The sequence below is a fragment of the Hyphomicrobium sp. NDB2Meth4 genome (genome assembly GCF_900117445.1).
In the GTDB taxonomy this organism is placed as follows: Bacteria; Pseudomonadota; Alphaproteobacteria; order Rhizobiales; family Hyphomicrobiaceae; genus Hyphomicrobium_A.
The window spans coordinates 115,200-132,482 of sequence record NZ_FPEJ01000003.1 but is presented as its reverse complement, the minus strand read 5'-3'; the positions used below and the strand labels follow the sequence as shown (position 1 = coordinate 132,482).

Genomic DNA, 17,283 nt, shown 5'->3' with positions numbered 1-17,283 from the left:
TGCGTGCAGCTAGCGGGCGGATTGTCCGTTGTGGAGGAAAACGCGCGCTGCCGCTTCGGTCAGCTTTCGGCGACGCGACGGGCGGCAAGCATATCGAGCGTGCGTCCCAATCCCGCGAGTACGGAGCCGACCGCAAACAGCACGATGACGATGATCTGCAGGTAGTTCTCGACACCTTCCTTGGCGATCATGAAATCGGAGATGTCGGCGTCCGAGTTGCGAAACTGTGCAAGGGCCGCATCGCGCTTGGTTTCCACCGCGGTCACCTCCGCGGCGGGGGCATTGAGCTGCTTCAATACCGCGATCTGGCTATCGTAGGTGGCGCGGATCTGAATCTGCGCCGACTGCTGCACGGTGAAGGCCGTGAGGCGCCACTGAATGTCGCGGTCGAGCGGCGCCAGGTAGAACATCTGCGTCGCAGTCGAGGCGAGCAGGAACAGGATGCCGATCAGCTCGCCGTATTGGTGTATCTTGAGCTGCATAGACGTATTTCCCCCGAACGGTAACTGATGCGAATTGTACCGCTTAGCGCCACGTTAGCGGGCATCCGATAGTTCGTTAAGGGGACTGTGGTTGGCATATGCCATCCACTACACGAGGAGGGCTCGATGGGCAGGTTCGACGATATTGGTCTCGTCATTCGTCCGATGCAGCCGGCGGATCTTTTCATCGCTGCAGACTGGGCGGCGGCCGAGGGCTGGAACCCGGGGCTCGGCGATATGCCGTGCTTTGCCTCCATCGATCCGCAGGGCTTCCTGGTCGGCGAGCACGAGGGACGGCGCGCGGCGATCATCTCCAACGTCAATTACAGCGACGGCTTTGCCTTTCTCGGCTTCTACATCGTGCGGCCGGAGCTGCGTGGCCGCGGTTTCGGCTGGCGCATCTGGCAGGCGGCGCTGCAGCATTCGAGGTCGCGGGTGGTCGGGCTCGATGGCGTGGTGGCGCAGCAGGACAATTATCGCAAGTCTGGCTTTAAGCTCGCGTGGCGCAACGCGCGATACGGCGGAGTGCCGGCGCTGGGTGCGTTCCGCGACGAAACCGTGCCTCTGTCCGACATTCCCATAGAGGCGGTCGCCACCGATGATGCTGCGCTCTTTCCCGCCGACAGAGCGGCGTTTGTGCAGGCGTGGGTAGATGCGCCCGGGCACGTCGGGCGGGCAATCGTGCGTGATGGCGAGCTGTTGGGCTGGGGCGTCATTCGTCCGAGCCGCAAGGGGCGCAAGATTGCACCCCTTTACGCGAAGGACCGCGAGGTGGCCGAGACGCTGTTCTCGGTGCTGGCGGCGAGCGGCGAGGGCGAGGTGTTCATCGACGTTCCCGAGCCAAATGCCGAGGCTGCGGCTCTGGCGCTGAGCCGTGGGCTTGCGCCGTGCTTCGAGACTGCGCGGATGTATACCGGGCCGGTGCGGCCTGCCGCGATGGATCGCATCTTCGGCATCACCAGCTACGAGGTCGGTTGAGGCGACGGCAATTGCCGCACGGGCTTTCGCGTGTGCGCGGCATGGCTTATGGGGTGGCGGAACTTCGTCACCAGGGCCCGCGCATACATGATCCGTCTCGACAATATCGGCAAGCAGAACGGCCACCAGATCGTCTTCATCGAGGCGTCCGCGGCGCTGAACCGGGGCGAGAAGATCGGCCTCGTGGGCCCCAACGGCGCGGGCAAGACGACGCTGTTCCGGCTGATCACCGGGCGTGAGCAGCCGGACGAGGGGCAGGTTTCGACCGACCGCGGCATCACCATCGGCTATTTCAGCCAGGATGTCGGCGAGATGTCGGGACGCAGCGCGGTTGCCGAGGTGATGGACGGCGCGGGCCCGGTGAGCGAGGTCGCGGGCGAGCTGAAAGAGCTCGAAACGGCGATGGCCGATCCCGACCGCGCCGACGAGATGGAAGAGATCATCGAGCGCTACGGCGAGGTGCAGGCGCGCTTCGAAGAGCTCGGCGGCTACGCGCTCGAGGGCCGCGCGCGCGAGGTTCTGGCCGGCCTGTCGTTCACGCAGGAGATGATGGACGGCGACGTCGGCGCGTTGTCGGGCGGTTGGAAGATGCGCGTGGCGCTCGCCCGCATTCTGCTGATGCGGCCCGATGCGATGCTGCTCGACGAGCCGAGCAACCATCTCGATCTGGAAAGCCTGATCTGGCTGGAAGACTTCCTGCAGAACTACGAGGGCATGCTGCTGATGACCTCGCACGATCGCGAGTTCATGAACCGCATCGTGAAGAAGGTGATCGAGATCGACGGCGGCGCGCTCAACACTTATTCGGGCGATCACGATTTCTACGAGCAGCAGCGGGCGCTGAACGAGAAGCAGCAGCAGGCGCAGTTCGACCGGCAGCAGGCGATGCTGGCGAAGGAGCTGAAGTTCATCGAGCGGTTCAAGGCGCGTGCCTCGCACGCGGCGCAGGTGCAGAGCCGCGTGAAGCAGATCGCCAAGATCGAGCGCGTGGAGCCGCCGAAGCGGCGGCAGAGCGTGAAGTTCGAATTCCAGCCGGCGCCGCGTTCGGGCGAGGACGTCGTCAGCCTGAAGGCGGTGCACAAGCGCTACGGCAGCCGCACGATCTATGACGGTATCGACTTTCACATCCGCCGGCGCGAACGCTGGTGCGTGCTGGGTGTGAACGGCGCAGGCAAGTCGACGCTGCTGAAGCTCGTTGCGGGATCGGCGGAGCCGGACGAGGGCGTGGTCAACCTCGGTGCCAGCGTGAAGATGGGTTACTTCGCACAGCACGCCATGGATCTGCTCGATGGTGAGCGCACGGTGTTCGAGGAACTGGAATACGCATTTCCGCAGGCGGGCACGGGGTCACTGCGCACGCTGGCGGGCTGCTTCGGGTTCTCGGGCGATGATGTCGAGAAGCGCTGCCGCGTGCTGTCGGGCGGCGAGAAGGCGCGGCTGGTGATGGCGAAGATGCTCTACGACCCGCCGAACTTCCTGGTGCTCGACGAGCCGACCAACCATCTCGATATGGCGACCAAAGAGATGCTGATCGAGGCGCTGGCCGGATACGAAGGCGCGATGCTGCTGGTCTCGCACGACCGGCGCTTTCTTGCGGCGCTGTCGAACCGCGTGCTGGAGCTGACGCCGGAGGGCGTACACACGTACGGCGGCGGCTACACCGAGTACGTTGAGCGCACCGGCCAAGAGGCGCCGGGGCTGCATCGTTAGAAGGGGGCGGCATGACGCGGGCGCACGGTTTGGTCAGCGGCGTTGTGGTTGCTCTGTTGCTGGCCGCTGGCGGCGCGGTACCTGCGGTCGCAGACGGTTCTTCGAGGCTGTATGGCGCCGGTGGGCGTTTTGCCACCTACTTCCCGGTCATAGCGAAATACAACAAGAGCGGAGAGACGTTCAGGGTCGAGGGCGTTTGCCGATCGGCATGCACGCTATTCCTGTCGATCCGCAACGTGTGCGTCGATCGAAAGGCGCTGGTCTCGTTTCACGCCGGGCCGGACCGGGTGACGAAGAAGTGGAACGCCAGTTCCAGCTCGACGAAGACGATGCTAGCTGCGTACAAGCCCGAGCTGCGTGCGTATCTGCTCAAGGGGCATCACGTCGATTCTGCGCGCTATCACACGCTCTCAGGCGCGACGCTGATCGACAAGTTCGGCTACCCGGAATGCGCGCCGCGTACTCCGCCGCTTCCAGTGCGCGCGGAGCGCTGAGCGGCGCGCTGCGCCGCGATTTCGTTATCCGGCGACGCAGCTGGGATAGGGAGCCTGCTCGCCGGCAACGATGGGACACAGGCGGACGGGTCCGAGGTCGTGCAGGCGTTGCATCCAAGTGGCATCGTCGAGAGCGGGAGGCTGGTCGATCGGTGCCGACCGCTCCGCCCACTGGATGGTGTAGTAATCCTGCGCGCCTCGGATGGTGACGATGAGCGCCGTTTCGCCCCGCGTGCCATCACTGGACGTATAGCTGCCGCACCCGGCAACCGCGGCGAAGCCATCAAAGGTGCCGACGTGAAGCTTGCCCAAAGGCTTGGAGGAGAATGAACCGGGGCAGGATTTCTTAAACCCGTTGGCGAGCAATCCCGCGAAGGACTCCGGAGTGATGTCGCGATTGTTCGCCAAGCCCTTTGCGCCAGTTACGGTGATCATCTGGGTCCAGTGGTCGACCGTCTCGCCCTTAGGCACAGACTCGCGCAGGTAGCGTTCTGGAACGGCCTTCTCGAACGCCGGCACGAAGTTCGCCGGCTGGGAAACTACCAGCAGTTGACTGAAGATGGGGGCGATGGTGGTGAACTTTTGCGGTTCCGCGTGGGCTGCGGCGGCTGCCGCCAGAACAGAAGTGAGCAGCGCGCCGCGTAGGTGATGCAAAGCTCTCTTGTGTGCCATGGATGGGATCCCCGGGAATGTCCGAGTCTAGTACGCTGCCTCTGGTCCCGCATCTAGCGCTTCAATTCGGATCGCTCCACGTAGACTTCGGCGCCGAGGTCGCGGAATTTGCGGCTCATCTCGTCCATGCCGGCCTGGCGGGCGGCGGCATTGCCCGCGTCGGTCTCGGGGTCGACCTGGGTCGTTTCCTCGGCGAGTTCCACGGCTCCCTCGTTCAGGCGCGACGCGTAATCGCGCACCTGCTGGGTGATCTCCATGGAGCAGAACTTCGGGCCGCACATGGAGCAGAAGTGCGCGACCTTGTGGGCGTCCTTCGGCAGCGTCTCGTCATGGAAGGAACGCGCGGTGTCGGGATCGAGCGAGAGATTGAACTGATCCTGCCAGCGGAACTCGAAGCGTGCGCGGCTCAAGGCATCGTCGCGCAACTGCGCGGCCGGGTGGCCCTTGGCGAGATCGGCGGCGTGGGCGGCGATCTTGTAGGTGATGACGCCGGTTTTAACGTCGTCGCGGTTGGGAAGGCCCAGGTGCTCCTTCGGCGTCACGTAGCAGAGCATCGCAGTGCCGAACCAGCCGATCATGGCGGCGCCGATGCCGGAGGTGATGTGGTCGTAGCCGGGGGCGATGTCGGTGACGAGCGGGCCCAACGTGTAGAACGGGGCTTCGCCGCATTCACGCAGCTGCTTCTCGACGTTGACCTTCACCTTGTGCATCGGCACGTGGCCGGGCCCTTCGATCATCACCTGGCAGCCTTTGTCCCAGGCGATCTTGGTGAGTTCGCCCAGCGTTTCCAGCTCGGCGAATTGCGCGCGGTCGTTGGCGTCGGCGATGGAACCCGGGCGCAAGCCGTCGCCGAGCGAGAACGAAACGTCATAGCGGCGCATCAGGTCGCAGATCTCGTCGAAGTGCTCGTAGAGGAAGCTTTCGCGGTGATGGGCAAGGCACCACTTGGCCATGATGGAGCCGCCGCGGCTGACGATGCCGGTAACGCGCGTGGCGGTGAGCGGGACGTAGCGCAGGCGCACGCCGGCGTGGATGGTGAAGTAGTCGACGCCCTGCTCGCACTGCTCGACGAGCGTGTCTTTGAAGACGGCCCAATCGAGCTTAACCGGATCGCCGCCGACTTTCTCCAGCGCCTGGTAGATCGGCACGGTGCCGATGGGCACGGGCGAGTTGCGAATGATCCATTCGCGGGTGGTGTGAATGTTGCGTCCGGTGGAGAGGTCCATCACGGTGTCGGCGCCCCAGCGGATGGCCCACACCATCTTCTCGACCTCTTCTTCAACCGATGAGGTGACGGCGGAGTTGCCGATGTTGGCGTTGATCTTCACCAGGAAGTTGCGGCCGATGATCATCGGCTCCAACTCGCCGTGGTTGATGTTCGCCGGGATGATGGCCCGGCCGCGGGCGACCTCATCGCGCACGAACTGGGGCGTGATGAATGGTGGGATGTCTGCGCCGAAGCTCTCGCCATCGGTGAGGGCGGCGCGAGCGCGTTCCAGCATTGCCGAGCGGCCGAGGTTTTCGCGATGGGCGATGTAGGCCATCTCCTCGGTAATGATGCCCGCGCGTGCGAATTCGAGCTGCGTGATCGGTGCATCGGAGACGCCGCGCATGGGTTGCGGCTTGTCGGCGAAGTCGCGCGCCAGATGCGCGCCCGACACATTGCCATTGTCCTCGGGCTTTACGGTGCGGCCCTGGTAGGTCTCGACAGCGCGCTTCTTGATCCAAGCTTCGCGGCGGCGCGGCAAGCCGCGCATGACGTCGATCGTAACGGCGGCGTCAGTGTAGGGGCCGGAGCTGTCGTAGACACGGAACGCCGGTTCGGTACTTTTTTCGGACAGAGAGATCTCGCGGAAGGGGACTTGCACCTCCGCGAAACCCTCGGGAGCGGAATAGATCTTGCGCGAGGCGGGAAGGGGCCCGGTCGTCACTTTCGGCAACGTCAGATCGGAGCTGCGCGTCGGCTTGTTCATGGGGTCACCTTTGCTGGCCGGCGGGGGCGGAGACGGCAACGATCGGACCTAGGGGGAAACCGAAGTCGTTGCGGTTGAGTTCGGGGGCGTAGAGGCGGCAGATCGAGCCATCGAGATAGAGCGCGTTCGGTGTCTTCAGGACGTCGCGAAAGACGCGCGCAAACTGGTGGAAGGTGACGGGGTCATCGGCGAGTGCGAAGATCACCTCGCTGCCTTTGACGCCGACACCATTGCGGCGATTGCGCGAGGTGCTGTCGGCGAGAAAGCGTGGGTGTAGCTTGCCGTCGATCACCAGCATGGGCCCGGATTGCGTCGCGAATTTCGGTTTCAGTTTGCGGCGCGCGAAGGCCTTCGTTTCGAGGACGCCGGCGGATTTTTCAGTGAGGTAGAATACGCCGTTGGGCTTCATGCTGAAGTTGCCCGGGCCATCTGCCGTGGAGAGGCGCTTCAGTTCGCGGCCGCCCTCGACGTAGAGCCCAACTGGTGAGCGGTCCTCGTGGTACATGCCGGCGTTCATGGCGAAGAGCAGCGTGCGGCCGCGCTTTTGCAGAGTATCGCGTACGCGCTCGAACTGGCCGAGCGGGGCGCCGTTTTCGCCGCGCAGGAACAGCTCGATGCCATCGTGCGCATTAAAGCTGCAGATGACGTAGCGCGCGCTTTCGATGCTGGTCGTGCGGCAGGCAGCCTGGCACGCGAAGGCGCTCGCCGCGAGGGCGAGCACGATCAGAACGGCACGAGAAAAGTGCTTAAAATTGCCAGCGTCCATATTCCGTCCCTTCGCCGGTACGAACCGGATCAGGTTCTAAGGGTGCTCGCGCGATCAACGCGATCTCAGCCGGTTCGCCGGCGCCCCTCGGAACGGGCGTAATCTGCGCGTTTGTGCGCGGAGATGCAACCCCGCCGGGATCTAGGGGTGCGTAGCCAGAGTGCAACAGCAGAGAGACAACGGGCGATTTGGTGGGGAAAGACGCTGGGTGCCTCGAAGAGGAGTCGCGTTATCGTTTCTATACGGACGGCCTCAAAGCCGAGCAGCAGGCTCGGCAGCGCGCGCTGGAGGAAAGCAGGAGCTGGAAGGTCGCGCAGTCGCTGAGAGCGCTGCGTAGATGGCAGCCGAGCCTGGCGAGCCTTGTTGGGCGGCGCTGAGGGCGTTGCCGATTACGCAGCGGCGCGTGCGGCAACGGCACTGGCGACCCAGCTCTCGATCTTGTCGGTTGCTGGCGGGCCATCCTGGCGCAAAAGTCGCTGTCCTTCCGACGTTGCCGCATAGCGGAGTACGGCCGCGCATACGAGGCCGGCTTCCGCTGCGGCGACCGATTTGGCATCCATGTAGCCTGCGCCGGTAAGAAGCTGCGCGTGGGTTCCGCGCAGTCCGGGGATGTCCATCACGAGACGGGCCTGCTGCTGCCACAGGCGCAGCGTTGCTGCGCTGATGCCGAGCGGCCGGAGGGTTGTTGCGGAGGCTTCGGGATCGGCGGAGAGAAGGTCGGCGACAGTGAAGATGCCCGCTTCGGCGAGCTTCTGGGCCGAGCGCGTGCCGATCGATGGCGCTGTTTCGACGTCATCTGATGCCTTGAGGAACACGCGCGGGGTGCTGCGGGTCTCGGCGGCTTCGGGTGTCTTTGCGGCCGCTGTTGTGGGCGTCGCTTTCTGGCTGACGGCTGGCCGCGCGGGCGTGCTGGTGGCGAGGCGCTGGGCGCGGGCGGCGGCCTGTTTTAGCTCGCGCGGAGCGATGACTTCCTTCGCGTGCAGGTCGCGCACGGTGCGATCGTCCTCCGGCAATGTCGCTTCGACGCGGCCGGTCGCCTGCAGCTCCTGATACATGGCCCGCACCTGGGCGCGGTCCTCGGCGTTGGCGAGCTTTTTCTCGATGAACTTCATCGGGATCTGCAGCGTGGCGAGGAAGGTTTCGGCGGTGAGAGAGACTTGCGGCGGCTTGGCCGCGCTTTCAGCGAATGCACGGTCGAGGATGCGCGCGAATGCCTTCGACGCCTCAATGATGAGTTCGGCGACGAGGGCACGGGCGGTGTCGTCGAGGCCGGATGGCGGATCGGCGATGCCGCGGTGAATGTCATAGTGGGCAATGAGGCGCTCGTATTGGCGGTTCGCCGTCTCGGCGCCCTGGCAGACCAATTCCTGCAGCCATTTTGCGCTCGCCGGGATGGCGATTTCACTCGTGGCAAATCGCTCGCGGCCGAGCGCTGCGAGCGCATCATAAGAGCGATTGATGCTCCACTCGCAGGCACGGTGGATGGCGTTCTCGGCTTCGGTCTGGCCGGTGTGAAAGGGGTGGAACGGATCGGTCACGTAATGGCTGAGTACGCCGGCGGCGTGGACCGCTTCCTCCCAGGCTTCGGCGCGCAGCTTCTCGAGCAGCGTCGCATACCACTCGACGGCTTTTTCCGGCGCACCGCCCCAATAGTCGTCTCGCACGTGCAGGACGTGATTCTTGAAGTCCTTGAAGACGTTGTCGGGCGCCTTCGAGCCGTCGAGATAGGTCTTCGCGTGCTTGAGAAAGACGTTGCGCCACTGCTCGGCACTTGCATCCTCAAGGTAGCTCAAGGCGTCGAGCGCGAGCTTGTGGTGCGTGCCGTTGGCGTGGGCCGCGTAAATGATGCGGTAGAGGAAGCTCATGCCGGCGCTCCGCGGTGAGGAGGTTTGGCGGCGACGCTAGGCGACTCGGGCAGGGACGCAAACGAGCGTTGCGCCGTTGCTGCAACGTGGGGGTGGATGACTAGGCTCTATTCAAGCCATGTAGCCGGCGTAGCAAAGCCAGAGGCCGATCAGCCCTTCGACGATCCCGCCAACTGTGAGGTAGGTCTTATTGTCGAGCATCCGTTTGCCCAGGCCCATGACCGTCTGCGGGAAGAGCATACGCGCGGCGCCGCCAACGACCGCGAGCCAGCCGAAAATCGTGATGACGATGGGCCAGCCGCCTTCCCAGACGTTGTGCGTATTGACGATGGCGAGACCACCGAGCAGCGTGAGCAAGCCGCTGAGGAAGACCAATGGGCGGCTGGCGATGAACTCCTTCGCCATGGCGCGCCAGGATTCCTGACAGGCGATCAGGCCGATTGCGAGGACGACGAGCATCGGCCCGAGCAAGCGCGCGAGAAATAGCGAGGTGTCCATGGCGTTCTCCTGCTGCGTGGAAGTGTACGTTGCGAAAATGTGCGCCCCATGGCGGGATGGGACAAATCACAATGGGCTGCCGGGGGCACCTGAACGTGGATGATTTCCAATTCGCGGCTGGGACGAGGCTAAAGTGGCGGAGAGGAAAGATGCTGGTGGCGATTGCGCTGGTGGCGACCGCGCTGGCGGCCTGGTACGGGCATACGTACTGGCTGATTGTCAGCGACGGTGGCTCGGCGAAGGCTCTATCGGTGAGGCCCGAGAGCGAGCGTAAGCTGGGCAAAGTGGTGCTCGGCGATCCCAACCGCTACTTCGCCAGCTATCGATTTATCGACGAGGGGGGCCGCGAGCACGCGGGGCGGCAAACGATCAACCGTGATCTCTACGAGGCGCTATCACAAGACGCCGTTCCGCTGACCGTCCATTACAGCCGGTCGCGACCGGACGTGAATGTCGTCGATCTCGATGCGGTGCGCTGGGTGTCGATCATTCTCGCCGCCTTGGCGAGCGTCGCGTGGATTGCGGCGCTGCTGCGCGTCGTGCGCGGATAAGCGGGGAGCCGGCCCCACACAAACGTCATGGCCACGAAGGTGGCCATCCACGCAACTATCGAACGGGGTGACGCCTATTTGGAAGGCCCGGCGTTCTTCCATCGCCGGTCCAGTGTTTTGAAGCTGGCGTAGACGGCCGCCTGCGCGGCCGTGACGGAACAGGGAGGTCAATGCAGCACAGGGCCCGGATGGGTGGTCGCTGCAGAGAAATCACTTGCCTTCGCGCCACCAGGCGAGCGAGACGAGCAGCAGCAGTGCTGCCAGTGCGCCAAAACCGGTGAACATTGGCGTCAGCTTCACGCCGCGGGTGACGAAGGCCTGCCGGTCCTTGAGGCCAAGCCAGCCGGAGCCAGCCAGCACCTTGGCGCCGGAGAGCATTGAGATGCGCGGTACGGCCACCGATGAAGGATTGGCGCGCGTTGATTCCGCTGACGAGCTCATCCAGAAGGCGCCACCGCCTGTGGCGTCGATGATGGGCTGCAGCTTGGCGTCCGTGGCCGTCACTTCGCTCATCTCGATGGGATCGTCGATGCCGGCGTGAGCGACGGCGGTCAGCTCGCCTTCGGGCGCTTCGGTCTGCGCTTTGTAGAGGCCGGGGATTTTTACATCGACGCTGCCGCGCCAGATGCCGTTGCCCGCGGGCTCCAGGACAACCTGCGAGGTTTCGCCGCCCGGGCCGAGTACGGTGACAGGTGCCACCTTGGCTTCCATGGAGCGGCGCTCGAGCGTCAGGTGCAGGCCGCGGGCGGAAGCGATCAGGCGCTCTTCCTCGAGGTCCGGCTCCTTCATGAGCCAGTGCGAAAGGCGGCGCAGAAGATCGCTGTGCGGGCCGCCACCTTCGTATCCGCGTGCCCATAGCCAAGCCTGATCTGAGGTGAGCAGGGCGACGCGGCCTTTGCCTTTGTGATCGAGAATGAGCAGCGGTTCGTTCTCGGCACCGTCCATCAGCGTGCGGCCGTGCTCGGGCTGAACCTCGACCTGGCGGAACCAGCGACCCCAGGTGGGCTGCGCGTTCTTGGCGCCGGCGCCGGTCAGCCCCTGGGTTACAGGATGCTTGCGGCCGTCGTCGGTGAGCTTGGCCTTGAATGGCTCCGACAGAACGCGGCCGGTCGGCACCGCGGGGAGTACCGGCGAGAGCGGTGTGCGGAACAGCGACAGGTTGCCGGCATAGTCATCGCCGGCGGCGACGAGCAGCGCGCCGCCGTGCTCTTCCACGTAGCGGGCGATGTTGTCGTAATAGGGCAGTTGCAACAGGCCGCGGTGCTGATAGCGGTCGAAGATGATCAGGTCGAAGTCGTTGATCTTCTCCGAGAACAGCTCACGCGTCGGGAAGGCGATCAGCGAGAGCTGATTGATCGGCGTCCCGTCGTGCTTCTCGGGCGGGCGCAGAATGGTGAAGTGGACGAGATCGACGGCGGCGTCAGATTTCAAGAGGTTACGCCAGGTGCGCTCGCCCGCGTGCGGCTCGCCGGAAACGAGCAGCACGCGCAGGTTCTCGCGCACGCCTTCTGCGGCGATGACTGCCCGGTTATTGGCCGGCGTCAACTCGCCCGGTGCCGTATCGAGCTCAACCTCGAGAATGTTCTGGCCCGAATGCGGGAACGGCATCTCGATTTTGACCGGCTTGCCGACCATGGTGGTGATCTGCTCGTCGGGGCGGCCCTCGCGGCGGACGCGTAGAGCGATCGGTTCGGCGACGGAGCCCTTCTTGCCGGTTTCGCGGACGGCGACCTCGATGTCGCGCGACTGGCCGACGATGCCGTAGCGCGGCGCCGACAGCACCTCAATGCGGCGGTCGAACTCGTCGGGTGCGCCGGTGATCAGCGCGTGAACGGGCGCGTCGAAGCCGAGTTGGGAAGCGGTCTTGGGAACGTCGTGCACCTCGCCGTCGGTGATCATGACGACGCCTGCGAGGCGGTCGGGAGGGGTATCGGCCAGCGCTTTGTTGAGGTCAGCGAAAAGATGGGTGCCGGGTGATGTGTTGTCGCCCGGGCGGGACGCTGGGATCCACTTCACTTGCAGGTTGGGAATCTTACCGAGCTTGGCTTCGAGGTCCTGCTTTACGGCTGCGGTCTGCGCCTTGCGGTCGCCGAGCGTCTGGCTGGCGCTCTCGTCGACGATTACGATGGCGACGTTGGCAAGGCTTTCGCGCTGCTCCTCGCGCAGCGTCGGGTTGGCAAGCGCAAGCAGCACTGCGGCGATGGCAGCGGCGCGCAGCAGCGCGCCACGCGAGCGGCGCCACAGCAGATAGCCCGTCAGCAGAGCGGCAATGATGCCCGCGGCCCAGAAGAAGGGGCCGGGCAGCATTGGTGCGAAATCGATCGACCAGTTCATCCGCGGCTCCTCATTGTCCGAGCCGTTCGAGCAGCGCTGGGACGTGAACCTGATCGGCTTTGTAGTTGCCGGTCAGCGCATGCATGACGATGTTGATGCCGGTGCGGAAGGCCATCTCGCGCTGGTCCTCGCCGCCGCCGACTGTGGGATAGATCGGCCGTCCGCCTTCATCGAGCGCCCAGGCTGCCGCGAGGTCGTTCGGCGTGACGATGATGGAGGTAACGCCATCGGAGACGCGGGCGCGGCGCGTGTCGGCGCCGCTGTTGTCGAGCGCTTCGACCCACAGCTGCCCGCCATCCCAGCGGCCGGGGAAGTTGCGCAGGAGATAGAACGCTTTTGTCAGCACGTGGTTTTCAGGCACGGGCTCCAGACGCGGCACGTCGAGCTTACCGATGATGCGCTGAAGCGCGGATTCGCCAAGGCCGGGCGCAACGCCGCCAGAGAGACCGCGGCCGTAGTCCTGGGTGTCGAAAATGATGAGGCCGCCCTGCTTCATGTAGGCGTCGATCTTCGCCAGCGTTTCCTCCGGCAGCGGCTGCGCGTCGGGCAGCACCGGCCAATAGAGCACCGGGAAGAACGAGATCTCATCGGTGAGAATGTTGACGCCCATCGGGCGGCCGGGCTCAACGGCCGTGCGCACGGAAAGAAGGCGGCCGAGACCGTCGAGGCCGAGACGGCTGATGTCGTCGACGTTTTTGTCACCCGTCAGCACGTAGCCGAGCGTCACCTTGCTGGTTGCTTCGATGGCGCGTTCATCGGCCGCCTGCTTGCTGCTCATGCTTTGCGCTTGAGGCGCATCCACTGGTTGAGCGTCAGCGCGCGGTGTGGCGGTGAAGGTGGCCGCGCCAGCAATCAATAGCGCGAGCGCTGCGTGCGCTGCGCGTCGCGAGGGACGGCGGAAGATGAAGCCGCCTTGGAGGAAGATCACGGCGAGAATATCCGCAAAAAGAAGGGCGAGCGCGGCGAGCAGCATCCACGACTTGAGAGGGCGTGCGCTTTCGCTGGCGTAGCTGAGGTACTCGGTGCCGGCCGGGAGCGAGGGTAGAGGTTTCAGCGTGCTCTTGAGGCCAAGCACGTTGACGGCATGCGGAGAGCTTCCGCCGCCGTAATAGCCCGGTGGGTGATCGAGGCTCGGCACGAGGTCACGCACCTCGGATGCCGCAATCGGCTGGGCGGTGGGCGGCGGCGGAATGAGGACACCGAAGCCATCTAGCGTCTGCAGCGGAGGCAGCACGGTCGGCGTGTCGGGTGCTCCGGCCTCGTTGGCACCGCCGGCGGCTGCGTCCGTGCCGTCGCCGACATTGGTGCCGAGCGCGGAGATGCGGCGGAGCATTTCGACGAACAGTCCCGACAACGGCAGGTTCGACCAATCGGAATTGCCGGTGACGTGGAACAGGATGATCTGGCCCTCGCCGAGCTTGCGCTCGGTGACGAGTGGTGTGCCATCCTGCAGGCGTGCCCAGACGTGCACGTCTGGGCCGAGCATGGCCGGGTCGGCGAGGACCTGGCGGCTGACGCTCACTTCAGGCGGCACGGGGATGCCGGCGAAGAGGCTCTGATCCTCGATGGGAGCGAGCTTCTGCGGCGTCGACCAAGACAGGGCGCCGCCGAGGGTGCGGCCGCCGACACGTAACGGCACGGGCAACAGATCATCGCCGCCGTTTTCGAGGCGCGGACCGGCAAAGCGCACGAGCACGCCACCCTTTTCAACCCAGTTCTCGACGTGCTTTGCGGCCTCGCCTGACAAGGTGCCAATGTCGGCAAGGATGAGCACGCTGGCATTCTGGGACAGAGCTTGCTGGATGCCGGCGGCGAGGTTGGAGCCCTTCGGCTTGATCAGCTCGGAATAGGGGGCGAGCGCCTTCTCGATGTAGTAGAGCGGGGCCAGCAGCGGCTGCGCCTGCTCGCGGCTTTCGCCGGAGATCAGTGCCACGCGATGCCATTGCGAGCGCGCATCGATCAGGCTGACGGCGCCTGCCGAGCGCTCGCCGGCGATCTCAATGCGGCCGACCTGGTTGCGCAACTCGAGCGGCAATTCGAACGGGATCGTTGCGGCGTTCTCGCCAGAGGCGAGTTTGAACGGGGCTTCGGCGAGGCTTTGTCCGCGCGTCGAAATGGCGTGGAGGAAGCCGTTACGCGCGCCACCTTGGGGACGCAGCACGCGGGCTTCGAGCTTGCCGCTTTCGCCAATGCCGGCAGAAAGCCCTAGCGGTTCTGACGAGCGTGCATCGGCAATGACCGCGAACGTGCCGCCTTCGGCGAGGCTGCGCAGCTTGCCCGCGACGTCGGCTGACTTGCCGTCGTGATCGATGTCGTCACTGAGCCACACGATGCTGGGCGCCCCGCCGTTGCCATCGAGTTCCGTTGCGAGCGCGTTCGCGGCGGCGAGGCGGTTGGGCGCGAACGGTTGGGGTGCAAGCGCAGCGGCCGTCGAGCGTGCATCGGAAGGAGCCTCGATGCGCAGGTTGACGCTCTTGGTGGTGCTAGCGGTCGGTACGATGACGACGGGCCGGTTCTGGCTTTCTGATTCGTTGATGAGGCGATCGATCATCTGCTGACGCTCGGTCCAGTGCGCGGCAGAGGCCCAGCCATTGTCGATCACGAGCGCGACGGGGCCGGATCCTTTCAACGCGGCTTCGCGCGAAGGATTGAGCACGGGTTCGGCGAGCGCGAGGATCAGCAGTGCTGCAGCGAGCAGGCGCAGAAGCGTCAGCCACCAAGGCGATGCAGCGGGAGTCTTCTCGGCATTCTCGAGGCCGACGAGAATGCGCGTTGGTGGGAAGGTTACCCTGTGCGGGCTCGGCGGGACGGTGCGCAGCAGCCAATAGATGATCGGCAGCGTGATGAGCGCCGCCAGCAGCCAGGGATTGAGGAAGGCCAGCGCGCCGAAGCTCATTTGGAGGCCTCGGCCGGGTTGGCGTGCTCGTTGGACTGCCAGCGGCGATCAGACGGGCCGCCCTGCATGCGCATGATGATCGAAAGCAGCGGTTCAGTCGGCGAGCGGTCGGTGTGGTGGACGAGGAACGACCAGCCGAGGCGATGCGCCAGAGCGGCGAGCTCGGCGCGGTGGGCAGCGAAACGTTCCTGGTATTGAGCGCGCAGGCTCTGCACGCGATCCGCGACCCATCGCTGGCCGCCGCCGGGGCTCAAGAATTCGGTGCGTCCCTCGTAGGGGAGCGTTTCCTCGGCGGGATCGACGACTGCAATCAGGTGGCCGACGGCGCCGTCGGCGGCGAGCATCTCGATGTGCTCGCGCGTCGTCTCGATGGGATCGAGGAAGTCGCTGACGAGGATGGCGCCGGAGAAACGCGGCAGATGAATCTTCGGCGGCTGCGTCGCTTGCAGCATGGTTGAATCTTCGTGGGCGAGGATGGCCTCCGCCATGCGGGTGGTGGCCTTGCGGCTTGCGGTGGGGGCCGTGAGGCCAAGCTGGGCGACGCGCTCGCCGCCGCGCACGAGCAACTCGGCAGCAGCCAGTGTCAGCAACAGGGCGCGATCGCGTTTGGTCGTCGTGGCGAGATCGCTGCGGAAATCCATCGACGCAGAGAGATTGGTCCAGAACCAGATCGTGTGGGCGGCTTCCCATTCGCGCTCGCGCACGAAGAGGTGGTCGGAGCTGGCGGAGCGGCGCCAATCGATTTGGCGCAGCGTGTCGCTCGGCTGGAATTGGCGAAACTGCCAGAACGTCTCGCCGGGGCCGGAACGGCGGCGGCCGTGCAGGCCATGCGCGACCGTCTGCGCGATGCGCTGGGCATCGACGAGCAATTCGGGAAGACGGTCGGCGAGGCCGTGCGCTTCACGTTCAAGCGCCAGGACCCCACCGCCTGCGGCTTGGCCCTGGCCGGAGTGAGCGGCATTCGCCATTCGCTACTCCACAGCCGATGCGAGTCGGCTGATGATCGTTCCGAGGTCCTTGCCTTCTGCGCGGGCGGCAAAGGTCAGCGCCATGCGGTGCTTGAGGATGGGGTCGGCGAGCGCGATCACGTCATCGACGGACGGTGCGAGGCGGCCGTCGATCAGTGCCTTGGCGCGGACGGCGAGCATCAGCGACTGGCTGGCGCGCGGTCCGGGGCCCCAGGCGACGTAGCGATCGGTCTCCTCGTTGGCGCCGGTGCCGGGACGGGCGGACCGCACCAGCTTGAGGATGGCGTCGACGACCTTGTCGGGAACGGGGATCTGACGCACGAGGCGCTGGATGCTCATCAGCTCGGGGCCATTGAGCACGGATTCGAGGTGGCGCTCGTCGGTGCCGGTGGTTGCAAACAGCATACGACGCTCGGCGAGCACATCGGGATAGGTGACGTCGATCTGCAGCAGGAAGCGGTCGAGCTGAGCTTCGGGGAGCGGGTAGGTACCTTCATGCTCGAGCGGGTTCTGTGTCGCGAGCACGTGGAAGGGCGAAGGGATGTCGTGGCGCACACCGGCGACGGTGACGTGATGCTCCTGCATTGCCTGCAGCAGCGCCGACTGAGTGCGCGGGGAAGCACGGTTGATTTCGTCGGCCATCAACAGCTGCGTGAAGATCGGTCCTTTGACGAGGCGGAACGAGCGCGACTTGCCGGGAACGTCTTCCAGCACCTCAGAGCCGATGATGTCGGAGGGCATGAGGTCAGGCGTGAACTGCACGCGCTTGGCGTCGAGGCCCAGGACCTTGCCAAGCGTTTCGACGAGCAGCGTCTTGGCGAGGCCGGGAACACCGATCAGCAGTGCGTGGCCGCCGGAAAGGATCGTGATGAGCGTGCGCTCGATGACGACGTCCTGACCGAAGATCACGGAAGCCGCAGCCTTGTGTGCACGTTGCACGCGCTCGGCTGCCGCTTCCAGTCGCGGGACGATGTCAGCTTGGGTGTCGATGACGGTGCTCATGGTGAATGCGGCTCGCTTTGTCGTTATTGGGGCGTGTCAGCAGCGCCTAAGCCAGTTTAACAAAGAAAAGGAGAGGAAACGATCCAAGGCGGCA

14 protein-coding genes and 1 riboswitch are annotated in these 17,283 nt (G+C 65.1%); of the genes, 4 read left to right on the top strand and 10 right to left on the bottom strand.

Annotated elements, in window-relative coordinates; genetic code table 11:
- Positions 1 to 59 precede the first annotated feature (59 nt).
- On the bottom strand, positions 60 to 482 hold the full coding sequence (locus NDB2M4_RS06720) for a hypothetical protein (protein ID WP_072372261.1): 423 nt from the start codon (positions 480 to 482) through the stop codon (positions 60 to 62).
- Between the two features lie 126 nt (positions 483 to 608).
- Here NDB2M4_RS06720 and NDB2M4_RS06715 point away from each other — a divergent pair, with 126 nt between their 5' ends.
- The 3 genes from NDB2M4_RS06715 to NDB2M4_RS06705 all read left to right on the top strand — a co-directional run bounded on the left by NDB2M4_RS06715 (position 609) and on the right by NDB2M4_RS06705 (position 3,664).
- A complete protein-coding gene (locus NDB2M4_RS06715; protein WP_072372259.1) occupies positions 609 to 1,460 on the top strand; it encodes a GNAT family N-acetyltransferase in 852 nt (283 codons plus the stop codon).
- An 87-nt stretch (positions 1,461 to 1,547) separates the two neighbouring features.
- Positions 1,548 to 3,170, top strand: a complete 1,623-nt coding sequence (locus NDB2M4_RS06710) for an ABC-F family ATP-binding cassette domain-containing protein (RefSeq protein WP_072373279.1) — start codon at positions 1,548 to 1,550, stop codon at positions 3,168 to 3,170.
- Between the two features lie 11 nt (positions 3,171 to 3,181).
- Complete coding sequence (locus NDB2M4_RS06705; RefSeq protein WP_072372257.1) at positions 3,182 to 3,664, top strand: hypothetical protein; 483 nt, start codon at positions 3,182 to 3,184, stop codon at positions 3,662 to 3,664.
- A 24-nt stretch (positions 3,665 to 3,688) separates the two neighbouring features.
- Here NDB2M4_RS06705 and NDB2M4_RS06700 read toward each other — a convergent pair whose 3' ends face one another.
- The 5 genes from NDB2M4_RS06700 to NDB2M4_RS06675 form a co-directional block, all read right to left on the bottom strand.
- Positions 3,689 to 4,336 carry a hypothetical protein gene (locus NDB2M4_RS06700; RefSeq protein WP_072372254.1) on the bottom strand — a complete coding sequence of 216 codons (648 nt, stop codon included), beginning with the start codon at positions 4,334 to 4,336 and terminating at the stop codon, positions 3,689 to 3,691.
- 53 nt (positions 4,337 to 4,389) lie between these two features.
- A complete protein-coding gene (gene thiC, locus NDB2M4_RS06695; protein ID WP_072372251.1) occupies positions 4,390 to 6,309 on the bottom strand; it encodes a phosphomethylpyrimidine synthase ThiC in 1,920 nt (639 codons plus the stop codon).
- 4 nt (positions 6,310 to 6,313) lie between these two features.
- Positions 6,314 to 7,075 carry a phosphodiester glycosidase family protein gene (locus NDB2M4_RS06690; RefSeq protein ID WP_072372248.1) on the bottom strand — a complete coding sequence of 254 codons (762 nt, stop codon included), beginning with the start codon at positions 7,073 to 7,075 and terminating at the stop codon, positions 6,314 to 6,316.
- Positions 7,065 to 7,173, bottom strand: a riboswitch (TPP riboswitch). Its footprint overlaps the gene before it by 11 nt.
- Positions 7,174 to 7,464: 291 nt before the next feature.
- On the bottom strand, positions 7,465 to 8,940 hold the full coding sequence (locus NDB2M4_RS06680; RefSeq protein ID WP_072372242.1) for a DUF4332 domain-containing protein: 1,476 nt from the start codon (positions 8,938 to 8,940) through the stop codon (positions 7,465 to 7,467).
- A gap of 111 nt (positions 8,941 to 9,051) precedes the next feature.
- Positions 9,052 to 9,438, bottom strand: a complete 387-nt coding sequence (locus NDB2M4_RS06675; RefSeq protein WP_072372239.1) for a hypothetical protein — start codon at positions 9,436 to 9,438, stop codon at positions 9,052 to 9,054.
- A gap of 149 nt (positions 9,439 to 9,587) precedes the next feature.
- Between NDB2M4_RS06675 and NDB2M4_RS06670 the strand changes: the two genes are divergently transcribed.
- Complete coding sequence (locus NDB2M4_RS06670; protein WP_072372235.1) at positions 9,588 to 9,989, top strand: hypothetical protein; 402 nt, start codon at positions 9,588 to 9,590, stop codon at positions 9,987 to 9,989.
- A gap of 210 nt (positions 9,990 to 10,199) precedes the next feature.
- Here NDB2M4_RS06670 and NDB2M4_RS06665 read toward each other — a convergent pair whose 3' ends face one another.
- The 4 genes from NDB2M4_RS06665 to NDB2M4_RS06650 are packed head-to-tail and all read right to left on the bottom strand — an operon-like array spanning position 10,200 to position 17,189.
- The gene (locus NDB2M4_RS06665) at positions 10,200 to 12,323 is read right to left on the bottom strand and encodes a hypothetical protein (RefSeq protein WP_072372232.1); all 2,124 of its coding nucleotides are present in this window, start codon (positions 12,321 to 12,323) and stop codon (positions 10,200 to 10,202) included.
- A 10-nt stretch (positions 12,324 to 12,333) separates the two neighbouring features.
- A complete protein-coding gene (locus NDB2M4_RS06660; protein WP_072372228.1) occupies positions 12,334 to 15,219 on the bottom strand; it encodes a DUF4159 domain-containing protein in 2,886 nt (961 codons plus the stop codon).
- Positions 15,216 to 16,187, bottom strand: coding sequence for a DUF58 domain-containing protein (locus tag NDB2M4_RS06655; RefSeq protein WP_072372226.1), 972 nt, complete (start codon positions 16,185 to 16,187; stop codon positions 15,216 to 15,218). Before NDB2M4_RS06655 ends, NDB2M4_RS06660 begins: the two co-directional genes overlap by 4 nt.
- A gap of 3 nt (positions 16,188 to 16,190) precedes the next feature.
- Positions 16,191 to 17,189: an AAA family ATPase gene (locus NDB2M4_RS06650; protein WP_072372222.1), complete on the bottom strand. Its 999-nt coding sequence runs from the start codon at positions 17,187 to 17,189 to the stop codon at positions 16,191 to 16,193.
- Positions 17,190 to 17,283: the final 94 nt, after the last annotated feature.